Source organism: Marinobacter sp. UBA2688 (assembly GCF_002352785.1).
GTDB lineage: Bacteria > Pseudomonadota > Gammaproteobacteria > Pseudomonadales > Oleiphilaceae > Marinobacter > Marinobacter salarius.
The window spans coordinates 15442-35887 of sequence record NZ_DELU01000005.1; the positions used below are offsets into that span (position 1 = coordinate 15442).

The following is a 20446-nucleotide window of genomic DNA, read 5'->3' on the forward strand; positions in this document are numbered from 1 at the left end:
AATTGAACGCGGGACGACCCGCCTCCATTGTTCCTGAATTTCCATGAGAACCACTAAAGACAGAATCCGTCAGGCCGTCTCGTTCGAGATCATCGGCCTGCTTATCGCCATCCCATTAGCCGCACTTGTGTTTGGCTTCGAGCTCGACAAAACCAGCGTCCTGGCTGCCATAGGTGCAACCATGGCAACCGGCTGGAACTACCTCTTCAATCTCATGTTCGATCACGGCCTGAAACGGCTTACCGGCTCTACTCGTAAGTCACTGAAGATGCGGTTATTTCATGCGCTCAGCTTTGAACTTGGCCTGATGATAACCTTCCTTCCGGTCATCGCCTGGTGGATGGGCATTGGGCTGGTTGAGGCACTGATCGTCGACATCGCCTTCGTGGTCTTTTATCTGGTGTATGCGTTCGTTTTCACCTGGTGTTACGACACGGTGTTTCCTGATGACGACGCCAGCCTCAGTTGAGATCGTTTCGATACCGGCACCATCGAATGGCATTGCGCAGCTCTTCCGTCAACTGGCCATTCCCATGCTCATGGGAAACGTATAGGGAAAGGTCTACCCAGGCCGCCCTACGCACAAAATAATCGCCCTCATAATTGTCCATAAACTTGTCCACGAGCACCCAGGGAATGACCACAACATCTGCCCGGCCCAACTTGAGCAGGTAGACTGCCTGGCGCCATTCGGAGACGTGTAGAATCTTTGCGTTTTCGCCTTGAACCAGTTGATCCCCGACGAACTTCCTGACGAACGCGTAGGTGAGGCCAGCCGTCTGGTTGAGGGGAGGCATCTCTTCCAGAAACAGGTAAACGTACTCTGTCTGGAAGAGTCGCCCACCGAAATCAGCGTAGCGGTCCCGTTCAGAGGTCTGGACCAGGGGAAGGCCTACCGCAACACCGCCCTTTCGCAGTTGGTAAAGCAGCTGGGCCAAAGGCATTTCAACGAACTGAAAATCCCCGGGAACCCGTTCGAACACGCACCGATAGAAACCGGAAAAGCGCCCCTCCAACGCTCCCTCCGAAACCGTTATTTCCCGCTCTATCCCAGCAGCAATTCCGACGCGCACTGGTTCCTGCGCGTGCGAAAGATTCAAGGGCATAGCGATCGCGAGGAGGGCGATTAGTAGAGGCTGATAGCGCGCAGACTTCCTGTCCATAAGAGTGACTCGTCAACGGAGATCCATTCACACCGCAAGCTTAGTTCAATTTTTCATCGCGCTCCACGTAATGACAGGCCACCCAGTGCCCGGCCTGGTCTTGCCGTCAAGCACCGGCACTTCCCTGGCCTTCGTCATTGGCTCCGGGAATCGCTGTCGGGTCCATCCACATGGCTTCCCATACGTGCCCGTCCGGGTCGGCGAGATTTCTGTTATACATGAACCCCAGGTCCTGTAACGGGTTGATGTCTGCAACGCCGCCGTTGTCAGCGGCAGCGTTATTCATCGCGTCGACGGCTTCGCGGTTGCTGCAGGAGATGGCCAGCATCACCTCGCTGGAGGTGGTCGGCGGAATTGGGCGGTCAGTAAACGTGCGCCATTTGTCGTGGGTGAGCAACATGACGTGAATGGCCTCGCTCCAGACCATGCATGCGGCAGTATCGTCGGTGAACTGGGGGTTGTTCCTGAAACCAAGCGCCTCGTAGAAGGCCATGGAAGCATTGAGGTCTTTTACCGGCAGGTTTACAAAAATCATTGATGTCATGGTTCACGCTCTCCAGATTGTAGGTGGTAGAAACAGGTTGTTAGTGCCCTGTTACCTTCTTGTCGGTTCACCATTGCGAATTTCGACATCGTTTCCACACTTTATTACGACTCCTGTCGTTCTACGTAGTGACAGGCCACCCAATGCCCTGCCCCGGTTTTGTCTTCCAGTGCCGGCACTTCCCTACTGCAATAGTCCGTCGCCAGCGGGCATCGTGTACGAAACACGCAGCCGCTGGGGGGATTCATCGGCGACGGCAGGTCGCCTTCCAGTTCCGCCGGGGGCTTGGCCCGTTCCCTCTCCGGGTCAGGGATCGGCACCGCGGCCATCAGAGCCTGAGTGTAAGGGTGCCGGGGGTTGGCAAACAGTTCAGCACGGGGGGCGTTTTCGGCCACATTGCCCAGGTACAGCACCATCACCCGGTCACTGATGTGTTTGACCACGCTCAGGTCGTGAGCAATGAAGATCAATGACAGGCCCATGTCCCGCTGCAGGTTTTTGAGCAGATTAATCACCTGAGCCTGTACCGACACATCGAGGGCGGAGACGGGCTCGTCGCAGATGATCAGTTTCGGCTCCAGTATCAACGCCCGGGCAATGCCCACCCGCTGGCACTGGCCACCGGAGAATTCGTGGGGGTAACGGTTTTTCTGGTGAGGGTGCAGGCCAACGCGATCCATGATGGCATCCACTTTCTCCCTCAGCTCGGCGCCCTTGATATCCGGGTAGTGGGTACGCAGGGGCTCAGCAATGATGTCGCCGACGGTCATTCGTGGCGACAGAGAGGCAAGCGGATCCTGGAACACCATCTGCAGGCGTTGGCGACGCTTGCGCAGTTGTTTCAGGTTGAGCCCCCGCAGGTCCTCGCCCAACCACACCACCTTTCCCGCCTGGCTGGGCACCATGCCCATGATGGCCCTTGCCAGGGTGGACTTGCCGCAGCCGGACTCTCCCACGATGCCGAGGGTTTCGCCCTCGTTGAGGGTGAAGCTGACGTTGTTCACCGCTTTTAGTGGCTGCGGCCGGGTCCAGGGCCAGGCGTTGCGAGGCATGATGTCGAAGGTAACCCGCAGGTTTTCCACCGTCAGCAGGCGCTGTTGTTCGCTCATCGAATCGCCTCCCTTGGCAGATTGCATACACGAATCCGCTCTGCCCCGAATCGCTCCGGTGGGTCGAGTTCGTGATAGCAGCGCGGCTCCGCCACGGGGCAACGGTCGCAGAATGGACAGCCCGGCGGCAGGTTCATCAGGTTGGGCGGGTTGCCGGGGATGGTGACCAGTTCATCCATCTGCTCATCAATACGCGGAATGGCGCCCATCAGGCCTTTGGTATAGGGATGGGAGGGATCCCGGAACAGGTCCCGGGTGGCAGCGAATTCCATCATCTGGCCACCGTACATCACCAATGTCTGGTCGCAGCTTCCGGCCACTACGCCCAGGTCGTGGGTGATCAGGATAATCGCGGTATTGAATTCCTGTTGCAGCTCCTGCAACAAGTCCATCACCTGAGCCTGTACCGTAACATCCAGGGCGGTGGTGGGTTCGTCCGCAATCAGCAGGCGCGGCCGGCACAACAGGGACATGGCGATCATGACCCGTTGACGCATACCCCCGGAGAATTCATGGGGGTAACAATGAATTCGGTTGCGGGCCTCGGGGATACGAACCGCTTCCAGCATCTGCAGGGATTCCTGAAGAGCCTGTTTGCGGCTGATGCCTTTGTGTTGCACCAGCACTTCGATGAGCTGGTCGCTGACTTTCATGAACGGGTTCAGGGACGTCATCGGGTCCTGGAAAATCATACCGATGCGGGCCGCACGGATCTGATTCATCCGCTTTTCCGGCAAGTTAAGCAGTGGCTCGCCTTCAAAGATCACCTCGCCATTGACCCGGGCGTTGTCCGGGAGCAGGCCCATCAGCGCAAATACCCCCTGGCTTTTACCCGCGCCGGACTCACCCACGATGCCCAGAGTCTGCCCAGCCTCCAACTGGTAGCTGAGCCCCCTCACTGCCTGCAAGGTGCCATCCGGTGTATCGAAGGCCACTTCGAGATTATTGACTTCCAGCATTGCCATAGATCGAGTTCCTGCCGGCTCAGCGGTCTTTAGGGTCAAGGGCATCCCGCAGCCCGTCGCCGAGAAAATTGAAACAGAACAGGGTGAGCACCAGCATCAGCATCGGGAAAATCAGGGTCCATGGCGCGGTCCACATGGCATCCGCGCCTTCGGAAATCAGCGCACCCCATGACGTGTAGGGTTCCGACACCCCAAGCCCCAGGAACGAGATAAAGGATTCGAACAGGATCATCTCCGGCACCAGCAGGGTTGCATAAACAATCACCACGCCCAGCACATTGGGCACGATGTGGCGGAGCACGATCAGGAAGGGATGCACACCGACGGACATGGCGGCCTCAATGTACTCCTTGCGCTTCAGGCTCAGGGTCTGGCCCCGCACAATCCGGGCCATATTCAGCCAGCTCACCGCGCCGATGGCTACGAAAATGAGCAGTACATTGCGCCCGAACACCGCCATCAGAACGATCACCAGGAACATGAAGGGAAAGGCGCTGAGCACTTCGAGCGTCCGCATCATGATGGCGTCGGTACGGCCACCCACGTAACCGGAAATGGCCCCATAAAGCGTGCCGATGACCACCGCCGTCAGCGCTCCGAGAACGCCGACCATGAGGGAAATACGGCTGCCCTGCACAGTGCGTTGGTAGAGGTCCCGGCCGATGGGATCAAGACCGAAATAGTGCTGGCTCGCCAGGCTGGGCAAGCCATCTTCATCCAGGTTTGGCAAACTGGCCCAGTCGATGGACTCGTTATCCCAGGGTGACAGGTACTGGCCGAAGGCCGCGAACAACAGCAACAGTGCCAGCACGACCAGGCTAGCCACCGCCGCACGGTGGTTCATAAAACGCCGTCGCGCGTCACGCCACAGGCTGCGGCCTTCGGTGTAGGCGTCTTCCGCAAGGGTGTCCGCCAGTTCGCCCATGCCCGCATGTTTGTCGGAGAAAAACATCAGTAACGCACCCTCGGGTCCAGCCAGGTATAGAGAATATCCACCGCCGCGTTAAAGACGATGGTCAGTACGCCCACCAGAATGGTGACCCCGAGAATCAGTGAGTAGTCCCGGTTGATGGCACCGTTGACGAAGTGCTGGCCAATACCGCCCGTGGAAAATACCTGATCAATGATCACCGAACCGGTGATGATGCCCACGAAAGCCGGCCCAAGGTACGACACCACCGGAATCAACGCGGGCTTGAGGGCATGGCGCAATACGATCTTGTGGCGGGGAATGCCCTTGGCCCGGGCGGTGCGGATGAACGGACTGCGCAGGGTCTCTATCATGCTGCTGCGGGTAATCCGCGCCACCTGCGCAATGTAGGACGTCGCCATGGCGATGATGGGCAGCACGATGTATTCCACCTGACCGCCTTCCCAGCCGCCGGCAGGCAACCAGCGCAACGTGACGGCAAACAGCAGCACCAGCAACGGCGCCATCACGAAATTGGGGAACACCACCCCGGTCATGGCGGCGGTCATCACCGTATAGTCCGGCCAACGGTTCTGTTTCAGGGCCGCAACCACCCCCAACCCCACCCCGAACACAACCACGAACAGGAAGGACCAGGCACCGATGTAGGCGGACCGGGGAAAGCTGGATTCGATCAGCTCATTGACCGTGAAATCCTTATAACGGAACGAGGGCCCCAGGTCGCCCTGGGCGACGTTGCCCACGTAGATGAGGTACTGCTGCCACAGGGGCTTATCCAGGTTGTATTTGGCCTCGATGTTTTCCATCACCGCTTCCGGCACATTACGCTCGTTGGTAAACGGGCCGCCAGGTGCCGCGTGCATCAGCACGAACGAGACAGTGATCAACGCCAGAATGGTTGGTACCGCTACCGCCAGACGCCTGATGATAAAACTGAACATGGCTTCCCTCAGTCCGCAGTGATGTACATATCCTTGCTGTAAACAATGTTACGGGGATTCTTCTCCGGATAGCCCTTCAGGGACGGGCTCACCAGCGCCACCGTGGTGTTGAAGTACACCGGCACCACCGGAAACGCCTGCCACAGGATCTCCTCGGCCCTGACATAGTAGGGATTAGGGTCGTCGCTGGAACGGGCATCCAGCAGCAACTGGTCGTATGTTTCATTGCTCCAGCCGCCGTCGTTATTACCGCTGTCGCTGGTTAGCAGGGTCAGGAAGGTGGAGGCTTCGTTGTAATCCCCTTTCCAGCCAAACCGGGCGATACCATAGTTGCCAGCCTGCTTCTCGGAGAGGAAGGTTTTCCACTCCAGATTGCTGATGGTGACCTTTGCCCCCAGCTTCTCTTTCCACATCTGGCTGACCACGATGGCCAGCGCCTTGTGGCTCTCGTCGGTGTTGTAGAGCAGTTCGAATTCCAGTGGGTTGTCTTCATTGTAGCCGGCTTCCTCAAGGGCTTCGCGCGCCTCTTCGTCGCGGCGGGTCTGGGACCAGGTAGCGTACTCCGGCTGCCGGAAGTCGAAACCGCTGACGTAGGGCGGTGTCAGTGTGAATGCCGGCATCTGGTTGCCCCGGGTGATGTAGCTGACGATGATATTGCGGTCAATGGCGTAGGTCAGCGCCCGACGCACTCTCACGTCGTCAAAGGGCGGCCTGTTGACGTTGAACGCATACATGTACGTGGCCATGCTGGGTACCATCACCAACTCTTTGGGCCGCTCTTTTTTCAACCGGGCCATCTGGGACACCGGCACCGTGGAGGTCATGTGCAGCTCGCCACTGGCGTAGCGCTGAAGCTCGGCGGACGAAGATTCGATCGGCAGGTAAACCACCCGGTCGATGATGGTGCTGTCATCCCCCCAGTAGCGGGGATTGCGAGCCGCCACCAGCTTCTCGCCAATATGCCAGGCGTTCAACGTATAGGCTCCGTTGGAAACCATCTTGCCAGGCCTGGTCCAGTCCTCGCCGTGGGCCTCGATGGCCTGGCGGGGGGCAGGAAACATCGTGTAGTGGACGGTCATATCCGGCAGGTAGGTGATCGGCTCGTCCAGGGTCACCTCGAAGGTGAAGTCGTCGACAGCGCGCACACCCAGCGTATCCGGTGTCTTTTCCCCTGCGATGATCTCGCCGGCATTGGCCACCCCGGCAGACTCGATGTAATACGCATAGTTTGAGCCTACCTCCGGGTCGACCGCCCGGCGCCACCCATACACGAAATCCTGGGCGGTAACGCGACTGCCATCGCTCCAGCGGCCGTCTTCACGGAGCTGGAATGTCCAGGTCAGGTTATTGTTCGATGAGGCCCAGGACGTCGCCATCGCCGGTTCGGTATCCCCTCTAGGGCCGCTGCGGGTCAACCCTTCGAACAGGTCAACCACGATGGCGCCACCCACGCTGTCCTGGACCAGCTGGGGGTCCAGGGAAGCAGGTTCACTGGCATTGCCACGAACAAGCACCTGCCTTTCGGCCAGTCTCTCACCGGTTTCCGGATGTTCCAGCAGACGGCTTTTCGGAGCGTTTACATCAGCGCCGGCTGGGGCCCGCCCACCATCATCTTCCGGATAATCATCACTGCAAGCGATCAGAAACAGGGAAAGCAGGACGGCCCAAGCGGCCCTCGTCTTGGAGCCAAGGGGGGGCGTTGTTGTCTGGCGGATGATGCCTGTTGTTATTTGCAGGTTTGTGGCTGTCATATCTGTTCGAACCTAGCGCGGAAACACGGAAGTCACAAGCCGATGAGGGTCAACATGAAACAATGCTCACGTTCCTGTGCCTGTGGCATACTCAATCGGGATGTTCGACCTCAACAACAACGCTTGATAAAAGGGATGCTCAACCATGAAACCGGAAACTCTCGCCCTTCACGCTGGCTTCAACGGCGATCCGACAACCAACGCCGCGACCACGCCCATCTACCAGACCACCTCCTACACGTTCGACGACACCCAACACGGTGCGGACCTGTTTGACCTGAAGGTACAGGGCAACATCTACACGCGCATCATGAACCCCACCAACGCCGTACTGGAGGAACGTATGGCGCAGCTTGAAGGTGGTGTGGGTGCGCTCGCAGTAGCCTCGGGCATGGCGGCCATCCTTTACTCGCTCCAGACCATCTGCAAAGTGGGGAATAACATTGTCAGCACCGGCCAGCTCTATGGCGGCACCTACAATCTGTTCGCCCACTCGCTGCCGAACCAGGGCATCAACTGCCGCATGGTACGACACGATGATTTTGACGCGGTGGAGAAAGCCATTGATGACAATACCCGCGCCCTGTTCTGCGAATCCATTGGCAACCCGGCCGGTAATGTGGTTGATATCCAGCGCTGGGCGGACATTGCCCACAAACACGGCATTCCGCTGATCGTCGACAACACCGTGGCAACGCCTTTCCTGTGCCGGCCCTTCGAACACGGTGCAGACATCGTGGTGCACTCGCTGACCAAATACATCGGCGGCCACGGCACCACCGTAGCGGGTGTGGTGGTCGACTCCGGGAAGTTCGACTGGGCCGCCAACAAGGCGAAGTTCCCCATGCTCAACGAGCCGGACCCGTCCTACCACGGCGTGGTCTATACCGAAGCCCTTGGCGCAGCGGCTTTCATCGGGCGCTGCCGCGTGGTTCCCCTGCGCAATACCGGCGCCGCTCTGGCTCCGTTCAATGCCTTTTTGATCATGCAGGGCCTTGAAACACTCGGCCTGCGCATGGAAAGACACTGTGAAAACGCCGAAAAAGTGGCCAATTTCCTGCAAAACCATCCGTCGGTGGAATGGGTAAACTATGCCACCCTGGACGACAGCCCCTACAAAGCCACCTGCGACAAAATCTGCGGCGGCCGTGCGTCAGGCATTCTCAGTTTCGGCATCACCGGCGGGCTTGAGAATGGCGCGAAATTCATCGATGCCCTGCAACTGATCTACCGCCTGGTCAACATTGGTGATGCCAAATCCCTGGCCTGTCACCCCGCCACAACGACACACCGGCAGCTCAATCCGGAGGAACTGGCAAGTGCGGGTGTCAGTGAGGATCTGGTGCGCCTGTCCATTGGCATCGAACACGTGGATGACATCATTGCCGATATCAGCCAGGCGCTGGACAAAGCAACCGCCTGATGTGATTGCCGGGTACGACGAAAGTCGTGCCCGGAACCCCCGTGATTGTCCGTACCTGCCTTGTATCCTCCGCCGGCGCAGATTACCCTTTAGGGTCAGCCAAGCCCTTTATCCGCCGCCGAGAAGAGAGTCCCCCAGTAATGAGCGACAGTGCCAAATCACGCGTCACCAGTGGTTCAAAGTTCCGCAACGAACATGGATTCTCAGCGATCAAGGATGGCATCAAGCGCTCGGGCTCGGGCATCATCGACACCAAAACCCAGCGTAAACCGTCCTGGCTGCGTGCACGCATGCCCGGCGGCGAGCGCTATGAAGCGGTGCGCAAGAACGTCAGCGAACACCGGCTGAGCACGGTCTGCCAGGAATCCCATTGCCCGAACATCGGCGAATGCTGGGCCAACGGTACCGCCACCATTATGGTGATGGGCTCCGTGTGCACCCGCGCCTGCCGCTTCTGCGCCGTTGATACCGGCAACCCCAAAGGCTGGCTGGACCATGAGGAACCGGAAAATACCGCGAAATCCGTTGAACTCATGGGCCTGCGCTATATCGTACTAACCTCCGTAGACCGGGACGATCTGGACGACGGCGGCGCCGCTCACTACGCAGCCTGCGTGTCCGCCATCAAGCAGCGCACTCCCCATGTCGCAGTGGAAGCCCTGACACCTGACTTTGACGCCGTCATGGCGCACGTTGAGAAGGTCGTGGACTCGGGCCTGGACGTTTTCGCACAGAACGTGGAAACCGTGAAGCGCCTGACCACTCGCGTGCGGGACCCCCGCGCCGGCTACGAGAAAACCCTCAGCGTACTGGCGCACGCCAAGCAATACCGTCCGGACGTGCTCACCAAGACCAGCCTGATGCTGGGCCTCGGTGAAACCGAAGAGGAAATCCTCGAAACCATGGACGACCTGCGGGCTATCGGCGTCGACATACTGACCCTGGGCCAGTATCTGCGCCCCACTCAGAACCACTTGCCGGTGGAAAAGTACGTAACCCCGGACGACTTCAATCGCTACCGCGAGATTGGCCTGGAAAAAGGTTTCATGGAAGTGCCGTCGGGCCCCATGGTGCGCTCCAGCTACCGTGCCGATCGCGTGTTCGAAAAGAACAACCTGGGCCTTGCGGTGCCAGACGTACCTGCTTCCTCCAACGCCCAGCAGATTCCGGTCAAAGCGGTAGACTGAACCACTGATCAATTCCCTGGAATAGACCTCAAACAGGGGCACCGTCGACGGACAGTTTGTGGCACACTCTGCACTCGCTTTCACTGTGTAGGGTAATTCTTACGATGTCCTGGCTTCGATCTTTCTATGACCGGCTGATTTTCCCCCGTCCTGTTCTGGTACTTCTGCTGTTTGGCGCCCTGCTGTTGATCGCCAGCCTGCGGCTGGACCAGTTCCGCCTGGATGCCTCGGCCGAGTCGCTGGTTCTTGAGGATGATCGCTCCCTGGAGCAGTACCGGGAAGTGAATCGCCGCTTCACCACCTCTGACGATTTTCTCGTTGTCACCTACACGCCGGACCAGGAATTGTTCAGCAACGAGGGCCTGGCGTTGCTGGCGTCGTTGCGAGATGAGCTCGCAGCCCTGGAGAATGTCAGCTCCACCAACAGCATCCTCAACGTCCCCCTGCTCCACAGCCCGGACCTGACCCTGGACACCGTCGACTCAGAAATCCAGACCATTGACGAGGATGACGTTGCGCCGGACACCGCCAAAAAAGCGCTACTCAACAATCCGCTCTACCCGAACCTGCTGATCAGCGAAGACGCGCGCACCACTGCGATACAGGTGAACCTGCCCACTCCCGAGCGCTATTTTGAACTGCTCCGGGAGCGCAACGAGCTGCGGGATAAAGTGCAGAGCGGCCAAGCCTCGGCAGAAGAACAGCAAAGACTGGAAACCGTCAGCCAGGCATTCATCGAGTTCACCGAGGCCCAGGGCGAGGAAAGGGACCGCACCATCAAACGGGTCAGGGACATCCTCGACAGCTACCGTGACCGCGCCGAGATCTACCTGGGCGGCGTACCCATGATCGTTGCCGACATGATCCGTTTCATCCAGAACGACCTGTCCACCTTCGGTGTTGGTGTGCTGATCTTCCTGCTGTTGACCCTGGCAATCATTTTCCGCCAGTGGCGCTGGGTGCTGGTACCACTGTTGTGCTGCAGCTTTACGGTGTGGCTGGTGATCGGCTATCTGAGCTGGGCGCAATGGCCAGTCACGGTGATCTCATCCAATTTCGTGTCGTTGCTGCTGATCATGACCCTCTCGCTGACCATCCACCTGATCGTTCGCTATCGGGAGTTCCAGCACGACGACCCTGAAGCCGAATCACGGGATACGCTGCGGCACACCTTGCTGGCGATGATCAAACCCTGCTTCTACATGGCCATCACCACCATTGTTGCTTTCGGCTCGCTTACGTTCAGCGGTATCCGCCCGGTGATCGATTTTGGCTGGATGATGACCATCGGCCTGACCGTGGCCTTCCTCATCACATTTATCATCTTCCCGGCCCTGCTGGCACTGCTGCCACCGCCGGTGGACGACCGGGTTCGCTCCAACCGAATTCCCTTTACCGATTGGTTTGCGCGGTTTACCGAGCACTACGGCAAAACCGTACTAGTCGGCTCCGCCATCCTCGCGGTGCTCTGCGTCATCGGCCTAAACCGCCTGACGGTGGAAAACAGCTTCATCGACTACTTCAAGTCCAGCACCGAAATCCACCAGGGCATGATCACCATTGATGACCGTCTGGGAGGCACGACCCCACTGGATGTGGTAATCACAGACGAGAAACCACCCGAAAGCGAAGCCGGCGGCGACCCCTTTGCCAGTGATTGCGATCCGTTTGTGGAGGACTGCGAGGGTGCCGAGGAATACCGGGACACCTGGTTCACCTATCAGAAGATGGACCGCCTGGGTAAGGTTCACGACTACCTGGACAGCCTGCCAGAGACCGGCAAGGTCATGTCCATCGACACCACCCTGGACATCCTTGCCCAGGTTAACGGTGGCGAGGCCCTGAATGCCCTGGAACTGGCGTTCGTCCCCTCGGCGGTGCCGGACGGTCTGAAGGACATTCTTCTGACCCCCTACATCAGCGAAGAGCATGACCAGGCCCGCTTCAGTATCCGCATTCTGGAGACTTCCCCTGACCTGCGCCGGCAGGCATTGCTGGACCGCATACGCACTCACCTCACCGAAGAAATGGGCTTTGAGGACGATCAGGTGAAGCTTACGGGCATGACGGTGATGTACAACAACATGCTGCAAAGCCTGTTCGATTCGCAGATCAAGACCATCGGCATTGTCTTCCTGGCCATCATGGTGATGTTCCTGATCCTGTTCCGGTCGATAAAGCTGGCGCTGATCGGCATGGCCCCGAACCTGATCGCGGCGGGTTCGGTGCTGGGCCTGATGGGCTGGCTGGGGATTCCGCTGGATATGATGACGATCACGGTGGCGGCCATCACGGTGGGGATCGCAGTGGACGATACCATTCACTACATCCACCGTTTCAAGACGGAATTCGAGAAAGACGGCGACTACCTCGCCACCATGCACCGCTGCCACCGCAGTATCGGACAGGCGATGTTCTTTACCTCGCTGACGATTATTACCGGCTTTTCGATCCTGGTGCTGTCGAACTTTATTCCGACCATCTACTTCGGGTTGTTTACCGGCTTTGCCATGTTCATGGCACTGGTGGGGGCGCTTACGTTGTTGCCTCGGCTTATTGTGCTGGTTAAGCCGTTCGGGGCTGAATTGTGAGTAACACTCTCCTAGCCTTCACAATTTGGTGATTGTCGCACCGATGTAGGCCCTTCCCGCCGCGACCTGACTCCCAACCAGCAGGCTACAGTCACAAAAAAACCGCCCAAGCCAGAGGCAAAGGCGGTTCTTTCAGGCCCCGGGCGTTAACCCGGAAGGCAGCAGTACGAGCTATTGGTGCTTACTGCATGCCCTGCTGCATCTGACGCTGCTGTTGCATCTGCTGCTGCATTTGCTGCATACGCTTGTTCAGTTCATCACGCTGCTCCTGGGTGAACACCGCATCAACCTTCGCCTGCATCAGGGTAGACATGGCCGTCATCTCGCCAGTTACATCACCCAGCTTCTCGGCGTTGTCACGAATCGCGTCTTCGTCGTAATCCGGCTTGATCTGAGCCTGGATCTGCTGCTGCAGTTGCTGGGCTTCGCCCTGAAGCTCCTGAATCTCAGCCTGCATCTCTTCAATGATGCCGCGAATTTCTTTCTGCTGGTCTTCACTCAAGCCAACCATCTGAGCCAGCTGATCAACCTGGTCCGGCTGCCCGCCAGATTGCTGCGCCATCGCCGGAGAAGACAGCCCGATAGCAATCAGGGCAATTCCGAACAGTTTCACGAGCTTCATAGAAATCTCCACTAATCGATTATTTAAGTCGCTTTGGGTTTTCGAGCCCTACACCCTAAATCAAAACAACCGGGTATTTCACCCCGAACCCCCTTCTTTTTGTACATACTTCACACCCTCACATGCCTCAGCTCCCACCATGGGCGGGTTGAGAGAAATGTGAAAATTTAGTCATTCCCGTCCATAATGGCGCCGTTCAGCCACTTCAGGAGTATCAACCATGGCCATTAACTGGTTTCCAGGGCACATGCACAAGGCCCGCAAGGAAATCAAAAAGGTAATGCCCCAGATGGATCTCATTATCGAGGTCGTGGACGCGCGCCTGCCGTTCAGCAGCGAAAATCCGCTGGTCCCTGCCCTGCGCGGCGATACGCCCGTCATCAAGGTGCTTAACAAGCGAGACCTGGCTGACCCGGCCATTACCGAACAATGGCTCGGCTGGCTGGAAAAGGAACGTGGCGTTCGGGCCATCACCATGACCCACAACCAGCGCGCGGAAGCCCTCGACATCCTGCGACTGGCCGGTGAAATGACGCCGGATCATGATCGCCAGAAACGGGCGCTGCGGGTGATGATCCTGGGCATCCCCAATGTCGGGAAGTCCACGCTGATCAATACCATGGCGGGCCGGCCGGCGGCCAAGACTGGAAATGAGCCCGCAGTGACCCGGGCGCAGCAGGCCATCAAACTGCCAGACAACGTTCTGCTCTATGACACACCGGGGTTTCTCTGGCCCAAGCTGTCTCCGGAAGCCTGCGGATACCGCCTGGCTATTAGTGGCGCCATTCGCAGTGCGGTGATTGAGTTTGAGGACGTGGCGTTATTCGAGGCGGATTACCTGCTGGACGCGTATCCCGAACTGGCAATGGCGCGCTACGGGTTTGAAGAAAGGCCCCGGGACGGCCTGGCACTGATGGACGGCATCGCGGAAAAACGACGGTTCCTGGGGAGAGGTGGGGTTCCGGACCTGCACAAGGTGTCGGAAATACTGCTTAACGAATTCCGCTCCGGGAAGCTCGGGCGAATTTCGCTGGAGACGCCCGCCATGGTCGAGCAGGAAGCCCGGGAAGAGGCTGAACGTCAACGCGAGAAATCCGACAAAGCCTGATCATCGAGACCACAACGGCATACGTTGAACCATCCCGCCGCCACATAGGCGGACGGCAGTGCGTCGAACATATCACGTGCCGTGCGAACCAGATGGGGCTGGTCGTAGAACCCGGCCTCTGTCGCCAACCGGGAGACGGATATACCCGGTTTCCAGAACGCCAATGCCCGGTTGATCTTCAGGTGCAGGAGAAAGCGGCGCAGCGGCACGCCCGTTTCCTGGCGAAACAGATGCGTCAGCCGTGACGAGGACAGCCCGACACTTTGAGCCAGAGAGTTCAGTTCCAGGCGTTCCGGCAGTTCTGCCCTCAGCTTCCCGCAAATGGCCGCTATACGGTCGTCCAGCGCAACGGGCGCGTGCCCGCTCCGGGAGATTACTTTTGCCAGCGCGCCGGCCATGGCCTCGCAGCCTGTCTCCCCGGGGTCAGGCAGATCCACACCGGTCAACGAAAGATCCGTGGAGGCCATGCCTGCCGTAACAGATTTCAGGGACCGCCAGTAAACGCTGTCGGGGTCGAGCTGGACGCTCCAGATTCTGGCCTCCCCAGGCTCCAGTGCCTGGGGAACGTCAGGGGCGACGATGGCGGCGCGGGTTTCCCGCCATTCACCGTCCACAGCCAGCCGAAAGGGACGGTCGAGCCCCACCAGCAAAGAAGCGCTTATGTGGCGGTGGGAGCGGTTGGGCATCAATTGCCCGAGTACCTGCCAGTGATCCTGCCACAAAAACACGGTGCCCTTGTGGCTCTGATCGCTGGTTGGTGTTTTGAAGGGCGGTGCCTGCATGGTGTCACTCAACTCTGCATTTCCCTGCAAGCATACCTCAAGCAGCCTTGTTTCAGTGACTCTGAGGCTGGCGCCCACCGTTATGGCCACCTTGGGCATGAGGCACCGGTATTCCCAGCTTCGCCGCAAGCTCGATGCTAACGAAGATCGGCCCGATCAGCAGGAACACAAGGTCTTCCACGAACGACGGCTTCTTGCCTTCAATTTTATGGCCGACCACCTGGACCGCCCAGGCAACGATCCAGACCACAAGACTGGTCCAGAACAGGGACAGACCACTGGCCAGCACACTCTGTATGGCCCACAAAGACAGTACAAACCAGCCCGCCATCAATACGAACACCCAAAGCGACAAGCGCAGATAAACGATACCCGACAAGCCCGCGAGAATCGTGGCGCCGTTGACCCAATAGGCCCCAGAGCCAGAAAGGCCAAGCCAACTGCCTACCGGTATCAGCCAGAACAATCCCAGTGTTGATATCAGGATTGCCGGAACGCAGGCAATATGGACCCACTGGTTGACGGTGTTCTGATGGCTATCGCCGTAGTCATGCAGAAATTGAGACAGTGAACGCACGGTGAATCTCCCTCGGGTTATTGTTGATAAACGCCATCTTACCAACGTCCATGATCGCCGCCTTGTACGTAACGGCTATGCCGGCTCGCCTGGCCTCTTCTTGCACCTTACCAAGGTCAAATATCGCCGCAGCGCCAAAGCGCCTAGACTGATGGTTATAGTCAGAGACAGAGGGGACCGGCCCGGTTCGCGGTGCAGGCCCTGCTAAGGAGGAAAGTATGAGACGGGTTGTAGTTACCGGAATGGGCATTGTTTCCTGCCTCGGCAACTCCACGGATGCGGTGCTGGAAAGCCTCAAGGCCGGCAAATCGGGCATCCGGTTCAATGAAACCTATCGTGACATGGGCTTCCGCAGCCAGGTGGCAGGTTCTGTTGATGTGGATACGTCGGTCATCGACCGTAAAACCCGACGCTTCATGGGCCAGTCGGCGATGTACAGCTACCTTGCCATGGAGCAGGCCATTGCGTCCTCACGATTGACAGACGATCTGGTCTCCAATGACCGTACCGGCCTGATTGCCGGCTCCGGCGGCGCGTCCAGTGCCAGCCAAGTGGAGGCCGTCGACATCATGCGTGAAAAAGGTGTCAAACGCATCGGGCCCTACATGGTGCCACGGATCATGACCAGTACCGTGTCGGCCTGCCTGGCCACCGCGTTCAAAATTCGCGGTGTGAACTACTCCATGTCGTCTGCCTGCGCCACCAGCGCCCACTGTATTGGCCACGCCGCGGAGCAGATCCAGTCCGGCAAGCAGGACATCGTATTCGCCGGCGGTGGTGAGGAAGAAGACTGGAGCCTGACCATGTTGTTCGACGCCATGGGCGCCTTGTCCACCAAGTATAACGATGCCCCGGAAACCGCATCCAGGCCCTTCGACGCCGGTCGTGACGGATTCGTTATCGCAGGCGGTGGCGGCATGGTGGTAATGGAAGAGCTTGAGCATGCCCTCAAGCGCGGTGCCCCCATTATTGCCGAGCTGACCGGTTATGGCGCCACGTCCGACGGACACGACATGGTCGCCCCCTCTGGCGAGGGCGCCATGCGTTGCATGCAACAGGCGCTGTCCACGGTTGAAACACCGGTGGACTACATCAATGCGCATGGCACCAGCACGCCGGTAGGCGATGTGGCGGAGATGAAGGCGGTACGGAACGTCTTCGGTGATAAAGTGCCGCAGATTTCGTCCACAAAGTCGCTATCCGGCCACTCTTTAGGCGCATCGGGTGTTCATGAAGCGATCTATTCCCTGATCATGCTGCAGAACGGATTTATTGCGGGCACTAAAAACCTGACAAACCTGGATGACACCATTGCCGGAATGCCGGTTGTGGGGCCTGATTCCAAAGCGGCGCCACTGAATACAGTGATGTCCAACAGCTTCGGGTTCGGCGGCACCAATGCCTCGCTGGTATTCGGAAAAGCCTGACTTCCTGACGAGCCTAGCTTGTGGGCTCGTCCGTGAGTTCCTTGCCGCCGTTCAGGGACAGTAGCTCCAGCTCCTCGGCCAACCCCGAACGCCACGGGAGCTGCTTGACGCCAAAGGTGTTGCGGATCTTGGTGCAGATCATGGTGGCGTTCGCGGGCTCCAGGGTTGCCCATGCGGGCGTTTCATCCACCACCCGGATACCATCGGGAATACCCCTCAAACCGGTGATTGCAAGCCCCAGCTCATAGAGAGAGATATCTTCCGCACCGGCATACTGATAGGTGCCCCACACCTCCGCACCACAGTCTATCTGCTGCACAATCGCGGTAATCACCCGGGCAAGATCACTGACAGTCACAGGTTGGCCACGGCATTTACCGGGTAACTTGATGGTGTCGGACCCTGCGGCAACGGACTGCACCTTGCGGACAAAGCGCCCCAGGCTCCAGCCCGTCCTCAGAATGATATGCCGCGGCAACAACGTTCTCAGCGCCTGTTCGCATTCCCACTGCCAGTTACCCAGCTCGTTACAGGGCTGACCGGGATTGGAGGCAATATAGGCACTCTGCTTTCGGCCGTCGAACACGTAGGAAGACGACAACTGCAACAACGCGATATTGTGCTCACAGGCGTGCTCAGCCAGTGCCACAGGCAACGAAAACGACGCCTTGTGGGCCAACTCGGGGTTCTTTTCCGCACTTTCAGGGTCCGCAAGCCAAAGCGCGTTCACGATCAGATCAGTGTCGTCGGGAACCCAGCCTTCCAGCGCCGAAAGATCCGCGGTTTCAAGCTCGCTGATCAGCAACGGGCTGACATGGAGCGAGGTATTCCTTAAACGCTCCAGCAATACCCGCCCCAATGGGCCATAATCATGAACAACAAGAACGTGCACGAGCGCTCATCGCCTCCGGTTTCTATCTTCGCAACGGGTAACAATACCGTTGCCACTTTATCGGTATGCTGCTGTAAGTCTTTACCACACTGTAATCGTTCCCACAGCTTGTTGGAACGCGTGCACGGGATATCACTGATATGACGGGCACCCGATACCGTTCGAGCCAATGGCACGCGGTGTACACCCCATAGAATACGTGTCGGAGTACTGAGCAGACCTGACGAGCATACAACAACAGGATCCTACATGCTGAAACAACAAAGCCATATCGTTGCCCCCATTCCGGATGAGCTCCGCACCCGCGCACTTTATACCGTCAATGAGCTCCGGGAGCGGGGAAAGGCGGACAAGATAGCCATCGACAAACTGTTCGAACTGATTGTCGAGATGACCGACAACGGTCTGGATTTCTTTTTCCTGGAACCCCTGCGCCGGCTGAATGCCAGCAGCATGCTGATGGGTATGGCCAGAATGGGCATCGGCAGCATGCTCAAAGGCAGCAAGATGGTCGTCCACAAAGTCCTGAAGAAACTGGACGACCGCAGCCTGGCCGCGATTCTCGACTTCATCGAGGAAATCATCCACGAGCCGGAACCCGCTTCCTGATCACCTACCCTGCTGCGGTGTTGCCCGAATCCTCGTACAGCCTGGGCACCCGGGCTGTAATACCCGTTAGCAGTTCGTAGCCAATGGTACCGGCGTGTTGCGCCACTTCATCCACACTGACATGCCGCCCCCAGAGCTCCACAGAGTCGCCAGGACAGGCGTCAGGGGCGCCCTTCAGGTCCACGGCCAGCATGTCCATGGACACCCTGCCAATCAGGCGTATGCGGTTACCGCCGACCCACGCCGGAGTGCCCGTGCCGGCATGGCGAGGATAGCCATCACCATAGCCAATGGCCACAATCCCCATTCGTGTTTCCTGAGTCGCGGTCCAGCTGTAGCCATAGCCCACGGACTCTCCCGGTTGTAGCGTTCGCACGGCGGTTAAAGGGGCTTCCAGTGTCATTACCGCTTCCAGTCCCAGCTCCGGGCCAGTCTTGCCCAAGGTCGGGGAGGCGCCGTAAAGCATGATGCCGGGACGGGTCCAGTCGAACGACGGCTGGGCAGGAAGAAAATGGGCGGCGGAATTGGACGCGCTTTTCTCAAGTTTTGGCCAGTCCACCACGGCTTCACTGAATATTCGCGTCTGCTGGTCCGTGTCATCGCTGGAGATATCGTCCGCACAGGCAAAGTGCGTTACGAAACCCGCCACCTTCTCCGCCGCGGCAATGGTACCCAGTCGTGCCATAACATCGGCCAGTGCGCTCGGCGCGAAACCAAGCCGATTCATGCCGGTATTCACTTTTACCCAGACCGTCGGCGTCCCACCAGCCTGCTCCAGCCAGTCCAACTGATAATGACTGTGGACCACCACTTCAAAACCTTCGCGAACACACATCGCGACGTCCTCGGCACTGTGCATGCCCTGCAACAACACCACAGGATGGTCAACACCGGCCTCACGGATCGCCAGGGCTTCTTCCAGACAGGCAACGGCAAATTTGGGTGCATCGCTCGCCAGGGCCCGTGCGACTTCACGGATGCCATGGCCATAGCCATCGGCCTTGATAACGGCCATCGCCCGGGCCGGGCTGGCCAGCCGACAGGCGAGGCGATAGTTGTGGCGGAGTGCACGGGTATCAATACGGGCAAGGGTCTTCCGTGGCATTAATAATCCCCGCCGTAATCGCCGTGGGCCAGATCCTCGAACTTGGTGTACTTGCCGATGAAGGCCAGTCGCACAGTGCCAATGGGGCCGTTACGTTGCTTACCGATGATGATTTCGGCAATGCCCTTGTCGGAGGTGTCTTCGTTGTAGACCTCATCCCGATAGACAAACATGATGACGTCCGCGTCTTGCTCGATCGCACCGGATTCCCGCAGGTCCGAGTTGACCGGGCGCTTGTTCGGCCGCTGCTCCAGGCTCCGGTTCAGCTGCGAAAGCGCCACGACCGGGCAGCTGAGCTCCTTGGCGATCCCTTTCAGGGACCGGGAGATCTCGGAAATCTCGGCGGTCCGGCCCTCGGTGTTGCCGGGCACCCGCATCAACTGGAGGTAATCGACCATGATCAGGCCAAGCTTGCCTTCGTTCTCCCGGGCAATACGACGAGCCCGGGAACGCATTTCGGTTGGGCTCAGACCAGGCGTGTCGTCGATATAAAGCGGCTTGTCTTTCAGCAGACTCACCGCGGATGTCAGCCTGGGCCAGTCGTCCTCTTCAAGCTTACCGCTACGAATCCGGCTCTGATCAATACGCCCTAGTGACGACAACATACGCATGACCAGCGCATCCGCCGGCATTTCCATACTGAACACCAGAATCGGCGCGCCGGTGCTTATCAAGGCGTTCTCGACGATATTCATGGCAAAGGTGGTTTTACCCATGGA

20 protein-coding genes are annotated in these 20446 nt (G+C 58.6%); 7 read left to right on the forward strand and 13 right to left on the reverse strand.

Features of this window, described 5'->3' with window-relative positions; genetic code table 11:
* The first annotated feature begins 43 nt into the window (after window positions 1-43).
* Window positions 44-469 (forward strand): PACE efflux transporter, encoded by a 426-nt coding sequence (locus B3M52_RS00470; protein WP_075194959.1) that lies wholly within the window; start codon window positions 44-46, stop codon window positions 467-469.
* On the opposite strand, the gene B3M52_RS00475 is transcribed toward B3M52_RS00470, so the two are convergent.
* The 7 genes from B3M52_RS00475 to B3M52_RS00505 form a co-directional block, all read right to left on the reverse strand.
* Entirely contained in the window at window positions 462-1073 is a 612-nt protein-coding gene (locus tag B3M52_RS00475) for a transporter substrate-binding domain-containing protein (RefSeq protein ID WP_226909953.1), read from the reverse strand. The two genes, B3M52_RS00470 and B3M52_RS00475, sit on opposite strands and share 8 nt — an antisense overlap.
* A 196-nt stretch (window positions 1074-1269) precedes the next feature.
* On the reverse strand, window positions 1270-1707 hold the full coding sequence (locus B3M52_RS00480; protein WP_075194957.1) for a VOC family protein: 438 nt from the start codon (window positions 1705-1707) through the stop codon (window positions 1270-1272).
* Between the two features lie 104 nt (window positions 1708-1811).
* On the reverse strand, window positions 1812-2816 hold the full coding sequence (locus B3M52_RS00485; RefSeq protein WP_075194956.1) for an oligopeptide/dipeptide ABC transporter ATP-binding protein: 1005 nt from the start codon (window positions 2814-2816) through the stop codon (window positions 1812-1814).
* The gene (locus tag B3M52_RS00490; protein ID WP_036203948.1) at window positions 2813-3781 is read right to left on the reverse strand and encodes an oligopeptide/dipeptide ABC transporter ATP-binding protein; all 969 of its coding nucleotides are present in this window, start codon (window positions 3779-3781) and stop codon (window positions 2813-2815) included. The genes B3M52_RS00485 and B3M52_RS00490 overlap by 4 nt, the downstream gene beginning before the upstream one ends.
* A gap of 19 nt (window positions 3782-3800) precedes the next feature.
* The gene (gene oppC / locus B3M52_RS00495; protein WP_087148987.1) at window positions 3801-4733 is read right to left on the reverse strand and encodes an oligopeptide ABC transporter permease OppC; all 933 of its coding nucleotides are present in this window, start codon (window positions 4731-4733) and stop codon (window positions 3801-3803) included.
* Entirely contained in the window at window positions 4733-5653 is a 921-nt protein-coding gene (gene oppB, locus B3M52_RS00500) for an oligopeptide ABC transporter permease OppB (protein WP_036203943.1), read from the reverse strand. The genes oppC and oppB overlap by 1 nt, the downstream gene beginning before the upstream one ends.
* Window positions 5654-5661: 8 nt before the next feature.
* Complete coding sequence (locus B3M52_RS00505) at window positions 5662-7404, reverse strand: peptide ABC transporter substrate-binding protein (RefSeq protein ID WP_075194955.1); 1743 nt, start codon at window positions 7402-7404, stop codon at window positions 5662-5664.
* Between the two features lie 145 nt (window positions 7405-7549).
* Here B3M52_RS00505 and B3M52_RS00510 point away from each other — a divergent pair, with 145 nt between their 5' ends.
* From B3M52_RS00510 to B3M52_RS00520, 3 genes are all read left to right on the forward strand, one after another.
* Window positions 7550-8827, forward strand: a complete 1278-nt coding sequence (locus B3M52_RS00510) for an O-acetylhomoserine aminocarboxypropyltransferase/cysteine synthase family protein (RefSeq protein ID WP_036203937.1) — start codon at window positions 7550-7552, stop codon at window positions 8825-8827.
* Between the two features lie 140 nt (window positions 8828-8967).
* Window positions 8968-10014 (forward strand): lipoyl synthase, encoded by a 1047-nt coding sequence (gene lipA, locus B3M52_RS00515; protein ID WP_075194954.1) that lies wholly within the window; start codon window positions 8968-8970, stop codon window positions 10012-10014.
* Window positions 10015-10118: 104 nt separating this feature from the next.
* On the forward strand, window positions 10119-12605 hold the full coding sequence (locus B3M52_RS00520; protein ID WP_075194953.1) for an efflux RND transporter permease subunit: 2487 nt from the start codon (window positions 10119-10121) through the stop codon (window positions 12603-12605).
* Window positions 12606-12786: 181 nt separating this feature from the next.
* Here the strand turns inward: B3M52_RS00520 and B3M52_RS00525 are convergent, their stop codons facing one another.
* The gene (locus tag B3M52_RS00525) at window positions 12787-13227 is read right to left on the reverse strand and encodes a Spy/CpxP family protein refolding chaperone (RefSeq protein ID WP_036203929.1); all 441 of its coding nucleotides are present in this window, start codon (window positions 13225-13227) and stop codon (window positions 12787-12789) included.
* 220 nt (window positions 13228-13447) lie between these two features.
* On the opposite strand from B3M52_RS00525, the gene ylqF reads away from it, so the two are divergent.
* On the forward strand, window positions 13448-14335 hold the full coding sequence (gene ylqF, locus B3M52_RS00530) for a ribosome biogenesis GTPase YlqF (RefSeq protein WP_041333456.1): 888 nt from the start codon (window positions 13448-13450) through the stop codon (window positions 14333-14335).
* On the opposite strand, the gene B3M52_RS00535 is transcribed toward ylqF, so the two are convergent.
* Together B3M52_RS00535 and B3M52_RS00540 are read right to left on the reverse strand one after the other, a co-directional pair.
* Window positions 14308-15129 carry a helix-turn-helix transcriptional regulator gene (locus tag B3M52_RS00535; RefSeq protein ID WP_226909954.1) on the reverse strand — a complete coding sequence of 274 codons (822 nt, stop codon included), beginning with the start codon at window positions 15127-15129 and terminating at the stop codon, window positions 14308-14310. The two genes, ylqF and B3M52_RS00535, sit on opposite strands and share 28 nt — an antisense overlap.
* A gap of 40 nt (window positions 15130-15169) precedes the next feature.
* Complete coding sequence (locus tag B3M52_RS00540) at window positions 15170-15694, reverse strand: DUF962 domain-containing protein (protein WP_075194952.1); 525 nt, start codon at window positions 15692-15694, stop codon at window positions 15170-15172.
* A 218-nt stretch (window positions 15695-15912) separates the two neighbouring features.
* Between B3M52_RS00540 and fabB the strand changes: the two genes are divergently transcribed.
* Entirely contained in the window at window positions 15913-17121 is a 1209-nt protein-coding gene (fabB, locus tag B3M52_RS00545) for a beta-ketoacyl-ACP synthase I (RefSeq protein WP_075194951.1), read from the forward strand.
* A 13-nt stretch (window positions 17122-17134) separates the two neighbouring features.
* On the opposite strand, the gene B3M52_RS00550 is transcribed toward fabB, so the two are convergent.
* Window positions 17135-18013 (reverse strand): sugar nucleotide-binding protein, encoded by an 879-nt coding sequence (locus tag B3M52_RS00550; protein ID WP_075194950.1) that lies wholly within the window; start codon window positions 18011-18013, stop codon window positions 17135-17137.
* Window positions 18014-18262: 249 nt separating this feature from the next.
* Between B3M52_RS00550 and B3M52_RS00555 the strand changes: the two genes are divergently transcribed.
* Window positions 18263-18622 carry a hypothetical protein gene (locus B3M52_RS00555; RefSeq protein ID WP_075194949.1) on the forward strand — a complete coding sequence of 120 codons (360 nt, stop codon included), beginning with the start codon at window positions 18263-18265 and terminating at the stop codon, window positions 18620-18622.
* Window positions 18623-18626: 4 nt separating this feature from the next.
* On the opposite strand, the gene alr is transcribed toward B3M52_RS00555, so the two are convergent.
* Both alr and B3M52_RS00565 read right to left on the reverse strand, forming a co-directional pair.
* Complete coding sequence (gene alr / locus B3M52_RS00560) at window positions 18627-19727, reverse strand: alanine racemase (protein ID WP_075194948.1); 1101 nt, start codon at window positions 19725-19727, stop codon at window positions 18627-18629.
* Window positions 19727-20446: replicative DNA helicase (locus tag B3M52_RS00565; RefSeq protein ID WP_286748464.1), on the reverse strand; the 720-nt coding region annotated here is incomplete at its 5' end. The genes alr and B3M52_RS00565, both read right to left, overlap by 1 nt.